Origin of the sequence: Pseudomonas sp. R32 (assembly GCF_009866705.1) — a bacterium.
GTDB lineage: Bacteria > Pseudomonadota > Gammaproteobacteria > Pseudomonadales > Pseudomonadaceae > Aquipseudomonas > Aquipseudomonas donghuensis.
On sequence record NZ_CP019396.1, the window covers coordinates 3609935 to 3629020 of the forward strand.

Here is a 19086-nt window from a genome sequence, read left to right on the forward strand (position 1 = left end):
CCCTTGTCAGGAAAGCAGTTTCTCAAGATCTTCGGCAGATAGACGTTTGAGAGCCTCCAGGGATTTAGTCAACTCGTCCTGTAGCGGCGAAAGCGCGTCCTGCAAGGCCTGGACCTGGGCACAGAAGGCCTCCAGGTGCTCGGCTTCGAACAGCAGCTTGAGCGGCACCTCCAGGGCCAGTTGGTCGCGCAGGCGCATCACCACCTGGGTGGCCATCAACGAATGGCCGCCCAACTGGAAGAAGTTGTCGTCCAGGCCTACCTGCTCCGTGCCCAGCACCGCTTGCCAGGTCGCCGCCACCTGCTGCTGCAGCGCCGACTGCGGTGCCCGATGCAGCGCCTGAGCGCTCAGGCTTGGCGGCGCGGGCAATTGCCGGCGGTCGAGCTTGCCGTTGGGGCTCAGCGGCATTTCATTCAAGGCCACCAGGTGGCTGGGCAGCATATGTTCAGGCAGGACCTGACGCAGGAACTCGCGCAAGCCGGCGATGGCCTCGGCACTGGCCTGGCCTTCGGCAACCAGGTAGGCCACCAGTTGCGTGCCGCCGACCGCCTCGCGGGCGACCACCACCGCTTCGCGTATCGCCGGGTGTTCCAGCAGCCGCGCCTCGATTTCCCCCAGCTCGATGCGCAGCCCGCGGATCTTGACCTGATGGTCGATACGCCCGGCATACTCGATTGCGCCGTCGGCGCCAAAGCGTGCCAGGTCACCGGTGCGGTACATGCGCTGGCCTGGCACGAACGGGTCGAGCGGGAAGCGCTCGGCGGTCAGCCCCGGGCGACGGTGGTAACCGCGCGCCAGGCCGGCACCGGCCAGGTACAGCTCGCCCAGCACACCCTCGGCAACCGGCTCAAGGTTGCCATCGAGGATGTAGGTGCGCAGGTTGGCGATGGCGTGGCCGATCGGCACGCTGGTACGGCCGTCATCGACACACTGCCAGTGGGTCACGTCGATGGCCGCTTCGGTCGGCCCGTAGAGGTTGAACAGAGCGGCCGCCGGCAGCTTGGCGAACACCTGCTGCTGGGCTTCGACCGGCAGCGCCTCGCCACTGCAGATGATCCGCGACAAGCCGGTGCAGCGGGCAACCTGCGGCGCCTGGAGGAACACCTGGAGCATCGACGGGACGAAGTGCAAGGTGCTGATGCCCTCACGCTCGATCAACTCGATCAGGCGGTCCGGGTCGCGGTGATCGCCCGGCGCGGCAACCACCAGGCGCGCGCCGGTCATCAGCGGCCAGAAGAACTCCCAGACCGACACGTCGAAACTGAACGGGGTTTTCTGCAGCACCGCGTCGCTGGCATCCAGGCCATAGGCTTGCTGCATCCAGCACAGGCGATTGACCAGGGCACTGTGGCGGTTGCCCGCCCCCTTGGGTTTGCCGGTGGAGCCGGAGGTGTAGATCACATAGGCCAGGTGCTCGCCCTGCACCGCCACCTGCGGATCGTCTTCGCGGCTGGCGACCGTGTGCGCCTGGTCGAGCAGCAGCGTGCGCAGCCCCGGGGTCGGCGGCAAGCCATCGAGCAACCAGGACTGGGTCAGCAGCAGTTCGATGCCGCTGTCCGCGAACATATGCGCCAGGCGCTCGCGCGGGTAGTCCGGGTCCAGTGGCACATAGGCGCCGCCGGCCTTGAGGATCGCCAGCAGGCCAATGACCATCTCCAGCGAACGCTCGGCGGCAATCCCCACCAGCACATCCGGCCCAACCCCTTGGCCGATCAACGCCCAGGCCAGGCGGTTGGCGCGGGCATTGAGCTGGGCGTAGCTCAGGCTCTGTCCGCCATACACCAGGGCCGGTGCCTGGGGCGTGCGCTGTACCTGGGCCTCGATCAACTGCTGGATGCTGCACTGCAGCGGATAGTCGGCCAGCTCTCCCGCGCCCTGGGCAACCTGCTGAGCGCGCGCCTCGGCGCTGAACAGGCTGAGGCTGGCGACCGCCTCATGCCCCTGGCAGTCGCCCAGTTGCAGCAGCAGTTGGTGCAGTTGCGCCCCCAGGCGCTGCACCGCCGAGGCGTCGAAATCGGCGCAGGTGTATTTGAACGTCACGCTCAGCTGCTCGCCGGCATCCACCAGCAGGGTCAGCGGGAAGCCGTTCTGCTCATGGCCGATCACCTCGCCAAAGCGCAAGCCGGCCGGCGCACCCTGCTCCAGGGCCTGGGCCACCGGGTAGTTCTCGAACACCAGCAAGGTATCGAACAGCGGCTGACCGCTGTGCCCGGCCCAGCGCTGAATCTCGTACAGCGGCGTATGCTCCTGCTCGCGCAGGTTGAGGTTGTGCGCCTGCAGGGCCTGCAGCCAGTGCTGCAACGATTGCTGCGCCCGCGCGCCGCCGATGACCGGCAGGCTGTTGATGAACAGGCCGATCTGCCGCTCGATGCCCTTGAGCTCGGCCGGACGCCCGGACACGGTGGCGCCGAAGGTGACATTGTCCTGGCCGCTGTAATGCTGCAGCAGCAATGACCAGGCGCCCTGCACCAGGGTATTGAGGGTGACCTTCTGCGCCCTGGCAAATGCGTGCAGGCGCTGGGTCTGCCCGATGCTCAGGGCCTGCTGGTGCTGAGCGCTGCCCACTGCGGCCTGAGCGGGCTCGCGGGCGATGGCCTGGCTCAGCAGGGTCGGGCCGTCGAAGTGTTGCAACTGCTGGCGCCAGAACGCCTGGCAGGCAACGCCGTCGCGCCCCTGCAGCCAGCCGATGTAGTCGCGGTAGCGGCCGATCGGCGCGTCCACTGTTTCACCGGCGTAGCGCTGCAGTACCTCCGCCAGCAGCTGTGCATTGCTCCAGCCGTCCATCAGGATGTGGTGGCTGGTGAAGATCATCTCATGCGTCTGCTCGTCGCGACGGATCAGGCTCAGGCGCAGCAATGGCGCGCTGTCGAGGGCAAAGCCGGCGTTGCGTTCCTGGGCCGCGAGGTCGTCCAGCGCCGTGGCACCGTGCGGTGCCCCGCGCAGGTCGATGCTGGCAAACGCCAGCGGCACATCGCGCACCACCACCTGCACCGGCGCAGCGAAATCGCCTTGCCAGTGAAACTGGCTGCGCAGGCTGTCATGGGCATCCAGCGTGGCCTGCCAGGCGTGACGGAAACGCTCGACGTCCAGGCCCTGGACCTGCATCCGCAGCTGATTGATGTTGTCACCGCAGGTTTGCGCATTCAGGGCGTGGAACAACATGCCCTGCTGCATCGGCGACAGCGGGTAGATATCGGCCATCTGCCCTGGCGCCAATGGCAGGCGATCGAGCTGCGCCTGGCTGAGTGCCGCCAGGGGGAAGTCCGACGGCGTTACCGCGCCGTTGCCGGGTGCCAGGCAATGCTCGACCAGTTGCACCAGTTGCTGGCTCAGGGCATCCGCCAGGCGCTGCACCGTGGCCGGGGCGAACATGGCCTGGCTGAAGGTCCAGTCCAGGGTCAGCTCACCGCCATACACCTGGCCGTTGATGCTCAACCAGTTACCCAGCGGTGCCTGGTCGCCCTGCTCGGCCCCGGACGCTTCACTGGCCGGGGCGAACAAGGCGTGCGGGTCATCGAAGCTGGCGTCAAACTGGCCCAGGTAGTTGAAGGTAATGCGCGGCGTCGGCAGGCGGGCCAGCGCCTGGCGCTGCTCGGCACTGCCGTAGGCGTGCAGCACGCCAAAATCCAGGCCCTTGTTGGGGATCGCCCGCAACTGCTCCTTGATCGCCTTGATCGAGGCGCCGATGTTGTTGCCTGGGGTCAGGCAGGCCGGGAACGCCGTGGTGAACCAACCGACCGTACGGGTCAGGTCGATGTCCTCGAACAGCGCCTCGCGGCCATGCCCCTCAAGCTGGACCCAGGTCGAGGCCTGGCCGCTCCACTGGCAGATCACCTGCGCCAGGGCAGTCAACAGCAGGTCGTTGATCTGCGTGCGGTAGGCAGCCGGTGCCTGTTGCAGCAAGGCACGCGTGTGCGGTGCGTCGAGACGGCTGCGCACACTGCAGGCCTGATCCTTGCTCAAGCTGGCGTTGCGGTTGTCGCAGGGCAGGTCCTCGCCGGCGCTAGCGCTCAGGCCCGTCCAGTACGCCGCGGCGCCAGCACTGTCGGCACTGCTGGCGTACTGCTGCAAGCGCCCGGCCCAGGCCTGCACGGCACTGGTGCGCGGCGGCAGTTGCGCGGCCTGGCCAGCGGCCAGTTGGGCATAAACGGCTTGCAGGTCTTCGAACAGAATTCGCCAGGAAACACCGTCGACCACCAGGTGATGGACCACCAGCAGCAGGCGCTGGCCACCCTCGTCCAGATCCACCAACAAGGCCCGGAGCAAAGGCCCGGCACCCAGGTCGAGGCTGCGCTGGGCCTGCTCGCACAGGCTCAGCAATTGCTCTGCCGAGGCGGCGCGACGCTGCCACACCAGGCCCTCGCCGACTGCCGCGCAGTGATCGGCACGCCAGCCCTGTGGGCCGTGCACAAAACGTTGGCGCAGCGCATCGTGATGCGCCACCAGCACCTGCAATGCCTGTTCAAGGCGTTGTGGCTCCAGCACCTGACGCGGCGCCAGCAACACCGACTGGTTCCAGTGATGACGCTCGGCCACGGGGCTGTCGAAGAACTGCCGTTGAATCGGCAACAACGCCAGCTCGCCGCTGGCCGGGCCCTGCTCGACCTGCAACGCGTGGCTGGTGAAGCTGGCCACCGTGGCCAGGCTTTGCACGGTCTGGTACTGGAACAGGTCTTTGGGGCTGAAATGAATACCGGCCTGACGCGCGCGGCTGACCACCTGGATGGAGACGATCGAGTCACCGCCCAGTTCGAAGAAATTGTCCTGGCGCCCGATCTGTTCACGCTTGAGCACCTGCGCCCAGATCTGCGCGATAGCTTGCTCAAGATCGCCCTGGGGCGCGCTGAAGGTTGTGCTGCCCGCCTCGTTTTCAGGCAGCGGCAATGCCTTGCGATCCAGTTTGCCGTTGACCGTCAAGGGCAGTTGCGCCAACCGCAGCAGGTGGCTCGGCACCATGTGCGCCGGCAGGCGAGCGGCAAGCACTTCGCGCAGGGCGTGCACCTGGACCTCTCCCTCGGCCACCACGTAGCCGACCAGTTGCGGCCCGCGCGGCCCCTCCTGGGCCAGCACCACCGCTTCGCGCACACCGGCCTGGGCCTGCAGGCAGGCCTCGATTTCACCCAGCTCGATACGCAGGCCGCGCAGCTTGAGCTGATGATCGATACGCCCGACATAATGCAGCTCAGCCTGCGCCCGGCGGCGCACCAGGTCGCCACTGCGGTACAGGCGCGCGCCAGGGGCGCCGTAAGGGTCGGGGATGAAACGCTCGGCGGTCAGCCCGGGCCGGCGGTGGTAACCGCTGGCCAGCGAGGCGCCTCCCAGGTACAGCTCACCCAGGCCGCCCTGTGGGCAGCGCAGCAGGTTGGCGTCCAGCACCTGGGCACTGACGTTGCTGATCGGTGCGCCGATGCGGATGATGTCCTCGGGCTCCTGCCCGGTCAGCTCATGGCTGCTGGCATCGATGGTCGATTCGGTGGGGCCATAAAGGTTGATCACGCGGCCCTGCCAGTGCTGCGCCAACTGTTTTACCAGACTGGCCTTGAGCGCCTCGCCGCCGACGAACAACAGCCGCAGCGACGCCAGTTGCCCAGGCTGCAACGAACTGAGCAGCCCTTGCAGCAGCGAGGGTGCCAGTTGCAACACGCTGATGCGCTGCTCGGCCACCAGTGGCCACAGCTGGGTCAGGTCCTCGTTGAGCTCGGCCGGTGCCAGCACCAACGGCGCGCCGCACAGCAGCGGCAGCCAGAACTCCCAGACCGAGGCATCGAAACTGCAGGCTGTCTTTTGCAGCACCCGGTCATCGGCCTGCAGCGGATAGGCGCGCATCATCCACTGCATGTGGTTGGCCAAGCCGCCGTGGCGAATGGCAACACCTTTGGGCTGACCGGTGGAACCGGAGGTGTAGATCACATAGGCCAGGCTGTGCGGGTGCAGCACCAGCGCGGGCGCTCCCGGGTCGCTGGCCGGTACGCCCAGGGCCTGCTCGTCGAGCAGCAGCGTACGTGGCGCCGATAGCGGCCCCAGGCGAGCACTGAGTGCGGCGTGGCTGAGCAACAGCTGCATGCCGCTGTCGTCGATCATGTACTGCAGGCGCTCGCGCGGGTAATCCGGGGCCAGCGGCACATAGGCCGCACCGGCCTTGAGCACCGCCAGTTGCGCCACGACCATCTCCAGGCTGCGCTCCAGCGCCAGGCCCACCAGGCTTTGCGCGCCAATGCCGGCCTCGCGCAGTTGCCAGGCCAGGCGGTTGCTGCGCGCCTCAAGTTCGCCGTGGCTGTACGACTGCCCGGCGACGATCAACGCCACCGCGTCGGGCTGGCGTTGCAGTTGGGCACGCAACATCGGCAACAGCAGTTCGCCCGGCGCCTGCTCTGCCAGGCCCTGCGCGCAGGCGGGCTCGGCGTCCAGGGCAATGGCCTCCAGGCGCTGCCGGGTATCACCGGCGAACGCCTGCAACAGCACTTGCCAGTGGCCGGCCATGCGTTCGATGGTCGCTGCATCGAACAGGTCCAGGGCGTAGGTCAGCGATGCCCACAGACGCTCACCCTCCTCGAAGGTGTCGAGGTTGAGGTCAAAGGGCGAGGCATGGCTGTCCCAGTTCAGCGCCTCGATGCGCAAACTGCCGGCAAGCCCGGCAGCACTGGCACCCTGCCCGGCGTCGACCTGGTGGTTGAACATCACCTGGAACAACGGATTGAAGCTCAAGCTGCGCTCCGGCTGCAGGGCTTCGACCAGTTGTTCGTACGGCAGGTCCTGGTAGGCCTGGGCGGCGAGCGCGGTGTGTTTGACCTGTTGCATGAACGCGCTCAGCGTCTCGCGCCCGTGCACCTCGGCCTTGAGCACCTGGGTGTTGACGAAAAAGCCGATCAAGCCCTTGGTTTCGGCGCGGTTGCGGTTGGCCACCGGCACCCCGACGCGGATCTGCTGCTGGCCGCTGTAGCGGTGCAGCAGCAGTTGGAACGATGCCAGCAGCAGCATGAACAGGGTCACCCCTTCACGCTGGCAGGTACGCCGCAGGCCACTGAGCAATTCAGGCGGCAGGTCAATCTGCCAGCGCCCGCCACGGTAGCTGCTTTGTGCCGGGCGCGGGCGGTCGTGGGGCAGCTCCAGCAAGGCCTGCTCATCACCCAGGTGTGCGGTCCAGTAAGCCAGTTGCCGCTCGCGCTCGCCGGCCTCCATCCAGCAACGCTGCCACAGCGCATAGTCGGCGTACTGGATCGGCAGCGCCGGCAGCGAGGCCGGCTGGCCCTGGCTGAAGCCCAGGTACAGCGCCACCAGTTCTTGCACCAGCACCTGCATCGACCAGCCATCGGCGACGATGTGGTGCAGCGCCAGCACCAGCACATGCTCCTGCTCGTCCAGGCGCAGCAAGCGCGCACGCAGCAGCGGCCCGTGCTGCAGGTCAAAGGGCTGTTGCAGGGTGCTGTCGACAAAAGCATCGATCAGCGCCTGGCGCGCCGGGGCCTGGGCCGGCGCCTCAACACTGTGCAGCTCCAGCGCCAGTTCGGCGTGTGCCTGTACCCGCTGGACGGCGTGCTCGGCCTGTTGCTCGAAGGTGGTGCGCAGGCTTTCGTGACGCGCGACCAGGGCCGTGAGGCTGCGCTGCAGGGCCTGGCTGTCGAGCGCGCCGTGCAGGTGCAAGGCGGCCGGAATATGGTAGGCACTGCTGTGCCGGTCCAGTTGCCAGAGGAACCACTGGCGCTGCTGGGCGTAGGACAGCGGCAGGTCGCCGTGTTCAAGGCGGCTGACCGGGATCGGCAGTTGCGCCAGGCTCATGCCCTTGCCGGCGAGTTTTTCCAGGAACAGCCGGCGCTGCTGCGCAGGCAGCTTGATGAAGCGCTGCACCAGCTGCGTATTGTCCATTCCAGCCATGTCAGTTCGCCTCCAGTTCGTTGAGAAAGTCAAACATGTCGCTCAGGTCTTCCTCTCGATTCGATGTCATGCACGCGGCCACGGCCTCGGCGTATTCCGCCAGGCTGCGGGCCTTGAAAATCAGCTCCAGGGCCAGGTCCGCGCCAAGCTCCAGCTGCGCCTGGGCGGTAGCCTGGGTGGCCAGCAGCGAGTGCCCGCCCAGTTCGAAGAAGTTATCCAGCAGACCGACCCGCTCAACCTTGAGCACCTGCTGCCAGATCGTCGCCAGGCGGCGTTGCAGGTCGCTTGCCGGGGCCTGGTAGGCTTCACTGCCGTGCAGCGCCTGGGGTGCGGGCAAGGCCTTGCGGTCAAGCTTGCCGTTGGGGGTCACGGGCAACTGTTCGAGCTGCATCAGCTGGCTCGGCACCATGTACGCCGGCAGCTGGCTTTGCAGCTGCGCCTTGAGTGCGCTGAGCCAGGTTGCAGGCGCCTCGGCCAGGCCGTCGCGGCTGGCGACCAGGTAACCGACCAGGGTCTTGCCATGGGCGCCGTCACGGGCCACCACCACCGCCTCGGCAACCCCTGGCTGGGCTTGCAGGCAGGCTTCGATTTCGCCCAGTTCGATACGGAAACCGCGCACCTTGACCTGGTGGTCGATGCGCCCCAGGCAATCGACGATGCCACTGACGCGCTGGCGCACCAGATCGCCGGAACGATACAGGCGCCCGCCAATGCTGCCGCTCGGGTCGGGCACGAAACGCTCGGCCGTCAGCCCCGGACGGTTCAGGTAGCCCCGCGCCACCCCATAGCCCCCCAGGTACAACTCACCCGCCAGGCCATCGGGCAGCAGGTTCAATGCAGCATCGAGTACCTGCACGCTACGCTCGCCGACCCGGCTGCCGATCGGCGCATACGCCGCACCACAGGTGTCGCTCGCCGCCGCTTTCCAGATCAGCGGGGTGACCACGGTTTCAGTCGGGCCATAGCCATTGATGATGAACTCGGGTTTGAGCGCCCGCCGCGCCAGTTCGAAACTGGCCTGCGCCACGGCGTCGCCACCAAAGCAATAGATGCGCACCGCCGGCGGGTTGCCGCGGCGCTCGGCCAGCTCGGCCAATTGCTGCAGGTACACCGGCGGGAACGCCGCCACCGTCACCCCGTGGCGGTGCAACGCCTCAAAGGTTTGTTCCGGGGTCCACAGGCTGTCGTCACGCAACAGCACGCGCCCGCCGTGGGTCAGGGTGGTCAGCCAGCGTTCGTGAGCGCCGTCGAAGGCAAACGACATGAACAGCAGCTCGCAATCGCTGGCGCTCATGCCGTAGCGCTCGCCGATCCGCGCGCAGTGCATGGCCAGCGGCCCGTGGGCCACGGCAACGCCCTTGGGCTGACCGGTAGAGCCGGAGGTGTAGATGATGTAGGCCAGGTTGTCCGGCTCGATCGCGACCACCGGCGCCTGTTGCGGCCAGTCGTCCAGGCACAGGCGGTCCAGGTGCAGCACCTCCAGCTGCGCCGGCAGTGACACCTCCCAGGCCAGGCGGGAGTCGCTGAGCAGCAAGGCCGCGGCACTGTCTTCGAGCAGGTAGGCCAGGCGCTCGGCCGGGTAATTGATATCCAGCGGCACATAGGCGCCACCGGCCTTGAGCACCGCCAGCAGCGCCACCAGCATCGCTTCGTCGCGGCCCAGGCCCACCGCTACCCGTACTTCCGGGCCTACGCCACGGGCGACCAGGGCATGCGCCAGTTGGTTGGCACGGCGCTCCAACGCGGCGAAGCTCAGGACCCGCTCGCCTTGCAGCACCGCCGGTTGTTGCGGCTGTTGCACAGCCCACTGGGCAATGCGCTGATGCACCAGCGGGTAATCGCCCGGCCCTTGCTGCAGGTTGCGCTGATGTGCCTGGGCACGTTCAGCGGCCAGCGGCAAGGCGATCTCGCCCAGGCGAACATCGCTGCCAGCCATGAACTGCTCCAACAGGTTGAGCACATGCGCCGCCAGGCGCTGCACCGCCTGCGCGCTGAACTGGCCGGCGGCATAGTCGAAGCCCAGGTGCAGCGACTCTCCCAGTTCCACAGCCAAGGCCAGCGGGTAGTGCGTCTGCTCGTGGTTGCGCAGCGGGCCGAACTGCAGGCCGCTGTCGGCCTGGCGCTGCAAGGCCTCGGCGACCGGATAGTTCTCGAACACCAGCAGGCTGTCGAACAACGCCTCACCGCCCAACCCCGCCCAACGCTGGATTTCGAACAGCGGCGTCGCTTCATGCTCACCCATGGCCAGGCTCAACGCCTGCACTTGCTGCAGCCACTGGCCAACGGTCAAGAACGGCTGCGGGTTGGCGATCACCGGCAAGGTGTTGATGAACAGGCCGATCTGCCGGTCGGCGCCGGGCACCTGGGCCGGGCGCCCGGCCACCGTGGCGCCGAAGGCTACGCTGGCCTGGCCGGTGTAGCGTTGCAGCAGCAACAGCCAGGCCGCTTGCACCAGGGTGTTGACGGTGACTTTACTGGCCCGGGCAAAGCTTACCAGGGCCTCGGTGCCTGAGCGGTCGAGGCTCTGCGCATAGGTGGCACGCCCGCCCGCCTCGCTTACCTGACCATAGGCGGCCAATGCCGGTGCCAGGTGCGTCGGCGCTTCCAGCCCGGCCAGGTGCTGCTGCCAGAACCCTGCGCTGGCCGCGGCGTCTTGCGCCTGCAACCAGGCAATGTAGTCACGGTAACGCCCGGCCGCCGCCAACGGGGTATGGCCGTGGTAGCGTTCGAGCACCTCGCCGAGCAACTGCGCGTAGCTCCAGCCGTCCATGAGGATATGGTGGTTGGTGTAGATGAACTGGTAACGATCGTTGTCGCAGCGCACCAGGCTCAGGCGCAGCAACGGCGCCTGCTGCAGGTCAAACCCCTGCTCGCGGTCACTGCGCGCCAGGGCCTGTACCGCCTGGTCCAGGTCGGCACGCCCGCGCCAGTCGAACTCGGCGAAAGGCAACTCGACCTGCTTGCGCACAAACTGCAGCGGCTGGGGCAGTTCGCCCTGCCAGATAAACCCGCTGCGCAGGATGTCATGGGCCTGCAGGGTCTGCTTCCAGGCCTGGCGGAAGCGGGCAACCTCCAGCCCGCGCACCTCGACCTGCATCTGGTTGACGTAGTCCCCGTTGCCTTGGGCATACAGCGCATGGAACAACATGCCCTGCTGCATCGGCGACAGTGGATAGAGGTCGTCGATCTCGCCCGGCACCAATGGCAGGCTGTCGAGTTGCGCCTGGTCCAAGGCCGCCAGCGCCACATCCGAGGGGGTCAGGCCGCCCTGTTGCGGGGCGCAGCAGTGCTCGATCAGCGCTTGCAGGGCGGCGCTGTAGTCCTCGGCCAGACGGGCGATCAACGCCGGCTCGAATACCTCGGTGCTGAAGGTCCAGCCCAGGCTCAACCGGCCCTCATAGACCTGGCCATTGAGGGTCAACGGCGCGCCCAGCGGCGCATCCGGGCTCTGGTCGCGGCTACCGCTGTCGCCGGCCGGGCGCAACAAGGCCTGGGCGTCGGCAAAGCTGCCGTCGAACTGCCCCAGGTAGTTGAAGATGATCGGCGCGCCGGGCAATGCCGCCAGTTGCTGGCGGGTAGCCGGGTCGGCGAGGTAACGCAGCACGCCGTAACCGATGCCCTTGTTCGGCACCGCACGCAGTTGTTCCTTGATTGCCTTGAGCGACGCCCCCACCTCGGTCCGGGGCGTCAGGCGCAACGGGAACAGGCTGGTGAACCAGCCCACGGTGCGGCTCAGGTCCAGGCCTTCGAACAGCTCTTCACGGCCATGGCCTTCGAGCTGGATATGCAGGCTGGGTTCACCGGTCCAGCGGCAGATCACCTGCGCCAGCGCCGTCAACAGCAGGTCGTTGACCTGGGTCCGGTACGCCTGGGGCGCTTGTTGCAGTAACTGGCGGGTGGTTGCCGCATCCAGGCGGCTGTACAGCGTGTGCGCATGGCGGTTGAGCGCAGGCGCCTGCGATCGGCTGCCGGGCAACGGCCCGCCTGCGCCTTGACCCTGGGCCTGCCAGAACGCCAGTTCATCGCGCAGTTGCGGGCTGTCAGCCAGGCGTTGCAGGTGCTCGGCCCAGCCCTGATAGGCGCTGGTGCGTGCCGCCAATGCAACGGCCTGGCCAGCGTGCAATTGCCGGTAAACGCTCTGCAGGTCTTCAAACAGGATGCGCCAGGACACCCCGTCCACCACCAGGTGGTGAATGGCCAGGAACAGTCGCTGACTGCCATCGGCCAGGGTCGCCAACAGGCCGCGTAGCAACGGCCCCTGGGCCAGGTCGAGGCTGCGCTGGAGCTCATCGCACACGCGGGTCAACCCGGCGCTGTCCTGCACCCGGGCTTGAACCAGCAAGCCGGGCAACGGCGCCTGGCGATAGTGCGCCGACCAGCCCTCGGCTGATTCGACAAAGCTCAAGCGCAGTGCATCATGGTGCTTGACCAAGGCTTGCAAGGCCTGCTCCAGGTGTTGCGGGTCCAGGTGCTGCTGGGGCTCGAGCAACACCGACTGGTTCCAGTGCTGGCGCTCGGCGATGGCCTCGGCGAAAAACGCCTGCTGAATCGGCAGCAGGATCTGCTCGCCCCTGACCTCGCCGCGGGCAAGCGCTGCGGGTGCCTCGCCGCGCCGGGCGACAGCGGCCACACCCTGGACCGTCTGGTACTGGAACAGCGCTTTGGCGCTGAAGTGGATGCCGGCCTGGCGGGCACGGCTGACCACCTGGATGGAGATGATCGAATCGCCACCCAGCTCGAAGAAGTTGTCCTGCACGCCCACCTGTTCACGCTTGAGCACCTCGGCCCAAATGGCGGCCAGCTGCCTTTCCATGGCGTTGCGCGGCGCCTGGAACGCAGCCTGTGCCGCTACCTGCGGCAGCGGCAAGGCCTGGCGATCGAGCTTGCCGTTGGCGTTCAGCGGCAATTGCTCGAGCAGCAGCCAGTGCACCGGCAGCATGTGCTCCGGCAGGCGGGTGCGCAGGTGCGCCTTGAGCTGCTCCAGCAACCCCTGGTCAGCCCCGGGCGCGACGACATAGGCCACCAGTTGCGGCCCCTGGGCGCCAGGCTGGGCAAGTACCGCCACGGCACTTACCTGACGGTGCGCACGCAGGCGCGCCTCGATCTCGCCCAGCTCGATGCGCAGGCCGCGAATCTTCACTTGGTGGTCGATACGGCCAAGGTACTCGATGACCCCGTCGGCGCGCTGACGGCCCAGGTCGCCGCTGCGGTACAGGCGCGCACCGGAGGCCCCGAACGGGTCCGGCACGAACTGCTGCGCAGTCAGCCCCGGGCGCTGCAGGTAGCCACGGGCCAAGCCCTCGCCCCCCAGATAAAGCTCGCCAACCACGCCCCCAGGCACCGGGTTGAGCTGGGCATCGAGCAGATAGGCCGAACGTGCCCCCACCGGGGTCCCGATCGGCGCATACGGCGCCGCTTCACCCGAGGGCTCGCAGGCCCAGATCAACGGGCTGATCAGCGCCTCGGTGGGGCCGTAGGCGTTGTACAGCTGCACGCCGCGCAAGTGCTCAAGCGCCGCCACTTGCTGCTGGCTCCAGGCTTCCCCGCCGAGAATGCAGGCACGCACGTTCAGCGCCGGGCTGCCCGGGGCGGCGGCCGCGATGATGCCGGTAAGGTAGCTGGGCGGCAGGTCGAGGACACTCAAGCCATGCGCTTGAACCTGGGCCAACAGCGCTTCATAGCTCCAGTGAGTCACGTCGCCGACCAGCAGCGCCGCACCCTGGATCAGCGGCATGAAGATCTGCTCGGCGGCCGCATCGAAACTCACCGAGGCAAACTGCAGCAGGCGATCTTCGGCGCTCAGTCCATAACGCGCTGCCGCTGCCTGGCAATGCATGGCCAGGGCGCCATGCTCGACCGCCACCCCCTTGGGCTGGCCGGTCGAGCCGGAGGTGTAGATGACATAGGCCAGGCTTTGCGCCGAGACCTGCGCGTGCTCCAGCGCCTCGCTCGAGCCACTGCCCAGCGGGTCTTCCAGCACCAGGCGCCGGCAGGTGCTGTCCAGCATCAAGCCATCGAGCAGTTGCCGATGGCCGAGCAGCAACTGCACGCCACTGTCCTCGAGCATGTAGTTCAAGCGCTCGGGCGGATACTGTGGGTCCAGCGGCACATAGGCACCGCCCGCCTTGAAGATCGCCAGCAGCGCGGTCACCAGCGCCATGCCGCGCTCGGCGAGCAGCCCCACGCGCACCTCCGGGCCCACCCCGGCGGCGCGCAGATGACGGGCCAATTGATTGCTGCGCCGATCCAGCTCGGCATAGCTCAAGCGCTGCTCGCCCTCGATCAGTGCCAGCGCCTCGGGCTGCTGTTGCACACGCGCGGCAAACAGCTCGACCAGCGATTCGGCATGCACTGCCGGCGCCTGGCCGCAGGCACCGGCGAGCAACGCCTGCCATTGCCGGTCATCCTGCACGCGCAGTTGGCCGATGGCCTGCTCAGGCTGCTCGACCATGGCCCGCAACAGGTTCTGCCAGTGCCGGGCCATGCTTTCGATGGTCGCGGCATTGAACAGCTCGGCGGCATAGATGAACGCCGCCTGGATGCCATGATCGGTTTCCAGGGTTTCCAGGGTCAGCTCGAACTGCGCCATGCCGCCAGGCAGCAGCATTTCCTGCGCGCTCAAGTGCGGCAGGCTGTTGCCCGCAGCTGCGGCACCGACGGTGTTGAGGTGGTTGTACATCACCTGAAACAACGGGTTGTGCTGCAGGCTACGCTGCGGGTTGAGCGCCTCGACCAATTTGTCGAACGGCAGGTCCTGATGGGCCTGGGCTGCCAGCGCGGTATCGCGCGCCTGCGCCAGCAGGGCATTGACCGAAGCCTGTGCCGCCAGCGGCAGGCGCATCACCAGGGTATTGACGAAGAAGCCCACCAGGCCTTCGAGCTCTTCGGCGTTGCGGTTGCTGATCGGCATGCCGATGCGGATATCGTCCTGGCCGCTGTAGCGCTGCAGCAGCAGGGCAAACGAAGCAATGAACACCTGGAACAGGGTCAGGTTGTTGCGCCGTGCCAACTGGCGGATGCGCTGTTCGAGCTCCACCGGCAAGTGCAACTCGACCCGCCCTTCCCGGTAGTGCTGGCCGGCCTGGCGCGGATGGTCGGTGGCCAGCTCCAGCACCGGGTGCTCGCTGCCCAGTTGCCCACGCCAGTAGTCCAGCTGACGCGCCAGCTCACCGCCTTCGAGCCAGCGGCGCTGCCAGTGCGCATAGTCGCCGTACTGCACCGCCAGCGGTGCCAGGCTCAGCGGCTGCTGGCGCTGGAAGGCGCCATACAGGGCGGCGAACTCACGCCCCAGCACGCCCATCGACCAACCGTCAGAGATGATGTGGTGCAGGGTCACCACCAGGATGAAGTGCTCGGCCGCCACTTCCAGCACCTTGACCCGCAGCAGCGGGCCACGCTCCAGGTCAAACAGCGTGGCGATCTCGGCGCCGACGCTGGCCTGGATCTGCGCGCTGTCCGCCTGTTCCAGGCGCTCCCAGCGCACGATGAGCGGATCATCGGCGTCGACAATCTGGTACAGGGTCCCTTGCTGCTGGCTGAAACGGGTGCGGAAGGCCTCGTGCCGAGCCACCAGGGCGGCAAAGGTCTGCTCCAGGGCGGTACGCTCCAGTTGCCCCCGCAACTGCACCACAATCGGCGTGTGGTATGCCTGGCTTTGCGGTTCCAGGGTCCACAACAACCACTGCCGCTGCTGTGCGAACGACGCCGGCAACGGCTGCCCTGGCGACACCCGCTGCAACGCCGGGCGGCTGCTGGCGGTGCCGGCCTGTTGCACCTGGCGGGCAAACTCGGCAAGCGTTGCGCTCTCGAACAGGCTGCGCAACGGCACATCGACCTGCAGTAGCCGGCGCACCCGGGAAATAATCTGCGTGGCCAGCAACGAATGACCGCCAAGGTTGAAGAAATTGTCCTGCAGCCCCACCCGCTCGACCTCCAGCACCTGTGCCCAGATCTGTGCCAGCTGTTCCTGCACGGCGTTCTGCGGTGCCTGGTAGGGCACCTGCCGCGCCTGCAACTCGATGGCCGCCAGGGCGCGCAAGTCGAGCTTGCCGTTCAAGGTCAGCGGCAGCGCCGCCAGCACGACGTAATGGGCCGGCAGCATGTACTCCGGCAGCACCTCGCCCAGGCGCTGCTGCAGCTGTGCGGTAAAGGCATGTTCGCCGCTGTTGGCCTGGGACTCGTCCAGCACCAGATAGGCGACGATCTGCGCCTGGCCACCGACAGTGGCCAGGCGGGTGACGGCGTCCCTGACTGCCACCTGGCGCCGCAGGCAGGCGCTGATTTCATCGAGCTCGATGCGGTAGCCGCGAATTTTCACCTGATGGTCTATACGCCCGTGGAAACGAATCTGCCCGTCGTCGCGGTAGCTGGTCAGGTCACCGGTGCGATACAGGCGCTGACCGGCCTGGCCATGGGGATCGGGAACAAAACGTTCGGCGGTCAGCCCTGGGCGCCGGTGATAACCGCGGGCCAGGCCGGCGCCGCCGAGCAACAGCTCGCCATTGACGCCCGCCGGCAGCACCTGCAGGTTGCCGTCCAGCACCCGTGCGCACAGGTTCGGTAATGGCCGGCCCAACGCCGGGACGCTGCCCGGGCTCGGCTCGATCGGCGCCGTCAGCGCGCCCACGGTCGACTCGGTCGGGCCATAGTGGTTGATCACCTGACACGCCGGCGCCCAGGCGGCAATGCGTTCAAGCAAGGCCGGCGAGGCCGCTTCACCGCCCAGCACCAGGCATTGGCGCGGCAACCCGGCACCACGATGGCTGTCGCTGAGCAACGCCTCGATATGCGAGGGGACGATTTTCAGCACATCAATCTGCTCGCGCGCCATGTAGGCGGCAAAACGCTCGGCATCCAGGGTCAGGTCAAGGTCGAGCACATGCAGGGTGCAACCGGAGCACAGCGCGCCAAACAGGGTGGTGTGGCCCAGGTCGGCCGCAATGGTCGAGACCACCGCCATGCTTTGCGCCCCGGCCAGCGGCAGGGTCTGCAAGATGCCCTGGACATAGTTGACCAGCGAGCGATGGGCCAGGGTCACGCCTTTGGCCTGTCCGGTAGAGCCGGAGGTGTAAATCACATACGCCAGGTGCTCGGGGTCCAGCGCCAGCTGCAGGTCATCGTCACGGTATGCGCTGGTCGATGCCTGCTCGCCATCGAGCAGCAGCACCTGCAGCGTGTCCAGCGCCGGCAAGCGCTCAAGCAGGGCCTGCTGGGTCAACAGCAGGCTCACCTGGCTGTCTTGCAGCAGGTAGGCCAGGCGCTCGCGCGGATACTGCGGATCGAACGGCACATAGGCCCCACCGGCCTTGAGGATGGCCAGCAGGCCGACGATCATCTCCAGCGAGCGCTCAACGGCAATCCCCACCAGCACATCCGGGCCTACGCCCTGGGCCTGCAGGTGGCGGGCCAGCTGGTTGGCCCGGGCGTTGAGCTGCTGATAGCTCAGGCTGCGCCCGGCAAAGGTCACCGCGGTGCGCTGCGGCCAGGCAACGGCTTGGCGCTCGATCAACTGGTGGATGCACAACGGCGCATCGCTCACCGTCGGGCTCGGGCCCGACTGCTGGAGCACCGCCTCGCGGGCCTGCGCCGAGAGCATCGGCAATTCGCCGAGCGCCAGCTGCGGCGCCTGGACCATCGCCGTCAGCAGGTTCAGCCAGTGTTCGGCCATGCGCGCGATGGTGGCCGGGGCGAACAGTTCACTGCGGTAGGTGAAGGCCGCATGCAGTTGCCCGCCGCGCTCGAAGGTGTCCAGGGTGAGGTCAAAGCGGGTGGTCCGGCTGGTCCACTCCAGCGCCTGCAACTGCAGGCCGCCAGCGCTATGCACGGCGCTCAGGTCGGCGACTTGCGGCTGATGGTTGTACATCACCTGGAACAGCGGATTGTGGCCACTGTCGCGTTCTACGCGCAGGCCCTCGACCAATTGCTCGAACGGCAATTCCTGATGGGCCTGCGCCCCCAGCGCCGTGCCCTTGATCTGTTGCAGCAAGGTACTGACGGCGGCACTGGGGTCGAACTGCAGGCGCAGCACCTGGGTGTTGACGAAGAAGCCGATCAGGCCCTCGACCTCACTGCGATTGCGATTGGCGATGGGCACGCCAATGCGGATGTCGTCCTGGCCGCTGTAGCGCTGCAGCAAGAGCCCGAAGCCGCCCAGCAACAGCATGAACAGGGTGATGTTGTGCTGGCGGGCGGCGCCGCGCAGTTGCTCGGCCAGCACTGGCGGCACACTGAATTCATGACGGGCGCCGACCTGGCTGGGCCGTGGCGGACGCGGATAATCCAGCGCCAGCGCCAGCACCGGGTGTTCATCACCCAGCTGGGCGCGCCAGTAGTCCAGTTGCCGGGCCTGCTCACCCGCCTCCAGCCAGCGCCGCTGCCACAGGGCATAGTCACTGTACTGAATCGGCAAGGCCGGCAGTTCCAGCGCCTGGCCACGGTCGGCAGCGTCGTAACGGCGAATGAATTCGTCGATCAGCACGTTCATCGACCAGCCGTCGGCGACGATGTGGTGCATGACCAGCAGCAACACATGCGCCTGCTCGCCCATACGCACCAGGCTCACCCGCAGCAGTGGCCCCTGGGCCAGGTCAAACGGCAACAGGGCCTGGCGCTCGGCTTCGGCCCGCACCCAGGCTTCGCGCTGGTCTTCAGGCTGGTCGCTGACATCGTGCCGGGCAATCTGCAGCGCCTGCGTCACCGGCACCCGCTGCGGCAGGTCATCTGCCCCCTGGATGAACGCGGTGCGCAGGGTTTCGTGACGCGCCAGCAGGCCGGCGAAGGCCGCTTCCAGCGCCTGGATGTTGAGGGCACCGTTGAGGCGCACGGCGCTGGGCAGGTTGTAGGCGCCACTGCCGGGCTCCAGTTGCCAGAGCAACCACATGCGCTGTTGCGCATACGAAAGGCTTCCCTGATCGGCCGTTGCAATCTGCGCCGGAATCGGAAACTGGGCAAAGTCGACACCCTCGCGGCGAAGGCTTTCGAGGAAGATCCGGCGCTTTTCCAGCGGCAACTCTATGAATCGGCGGGCAAGCTTGCGAGCATCTTCGGCATTCATCGACTTTCATCCATCCAGAGGAACAACGAGCCCGCAGGCCCGGTAATTCAAGAAAAACGGATGACTGCGAAGGAAAATTAAGCGCAACTGGCCAGATCCCCCGGTGCCTCTGAAACATTTGCTTTCAACTAACCCTGCGGGTTTTACGATTCTCGTTCGTC

2 protein-coding genes are annotated in these 19086 nt (G+C 67.1%); both read right to left on the minus strand.

Going from position 1 to position 19086, the window contains the following annotated elements:
* Window positions 1–6: 6 nt before the first annotated feature.
* On the minus strand, window positions 7–7872 hold the full coding sequence (locus PspR32_RS16775) for a non-ribosomal peptide synthetase (protein WP_159388919.1): 7866 nt from the start codon (window positions 7870–7872) through the stop codon (window positions 7–9).
* Between the two features lies 1 nt (window position 7873).
* Entirely contained in the window at window positions 7874–18925 is an 11052-nt protein-coding gene (locus tag PspR32_RS16780; RefSeq protein ID WP_159388920.1) for a non-ribosomal peptide synthetase, read from the minus strand.
* Window positions 18926–19086: the final 161 nt, after the last annotated feature.

Excerpts from the sequence above, each read along its gene's own strand:
- PspR32_RS16780 (WP_159388920.1), bottom strand. The coding sequence starts at position 18,925 with ATGAATGCCGAAGATGCTCGCAAGCTTGCCCGCCGATTCATAGAGTTG.
- PspR32_RS16775 (WP_159388919.1), bottom strand. The coding sequence starts at position 7,872 with ATGGCTGGAATGGACAATACGCAGCTGGTGCAGCGCTTCATCAAGCTG.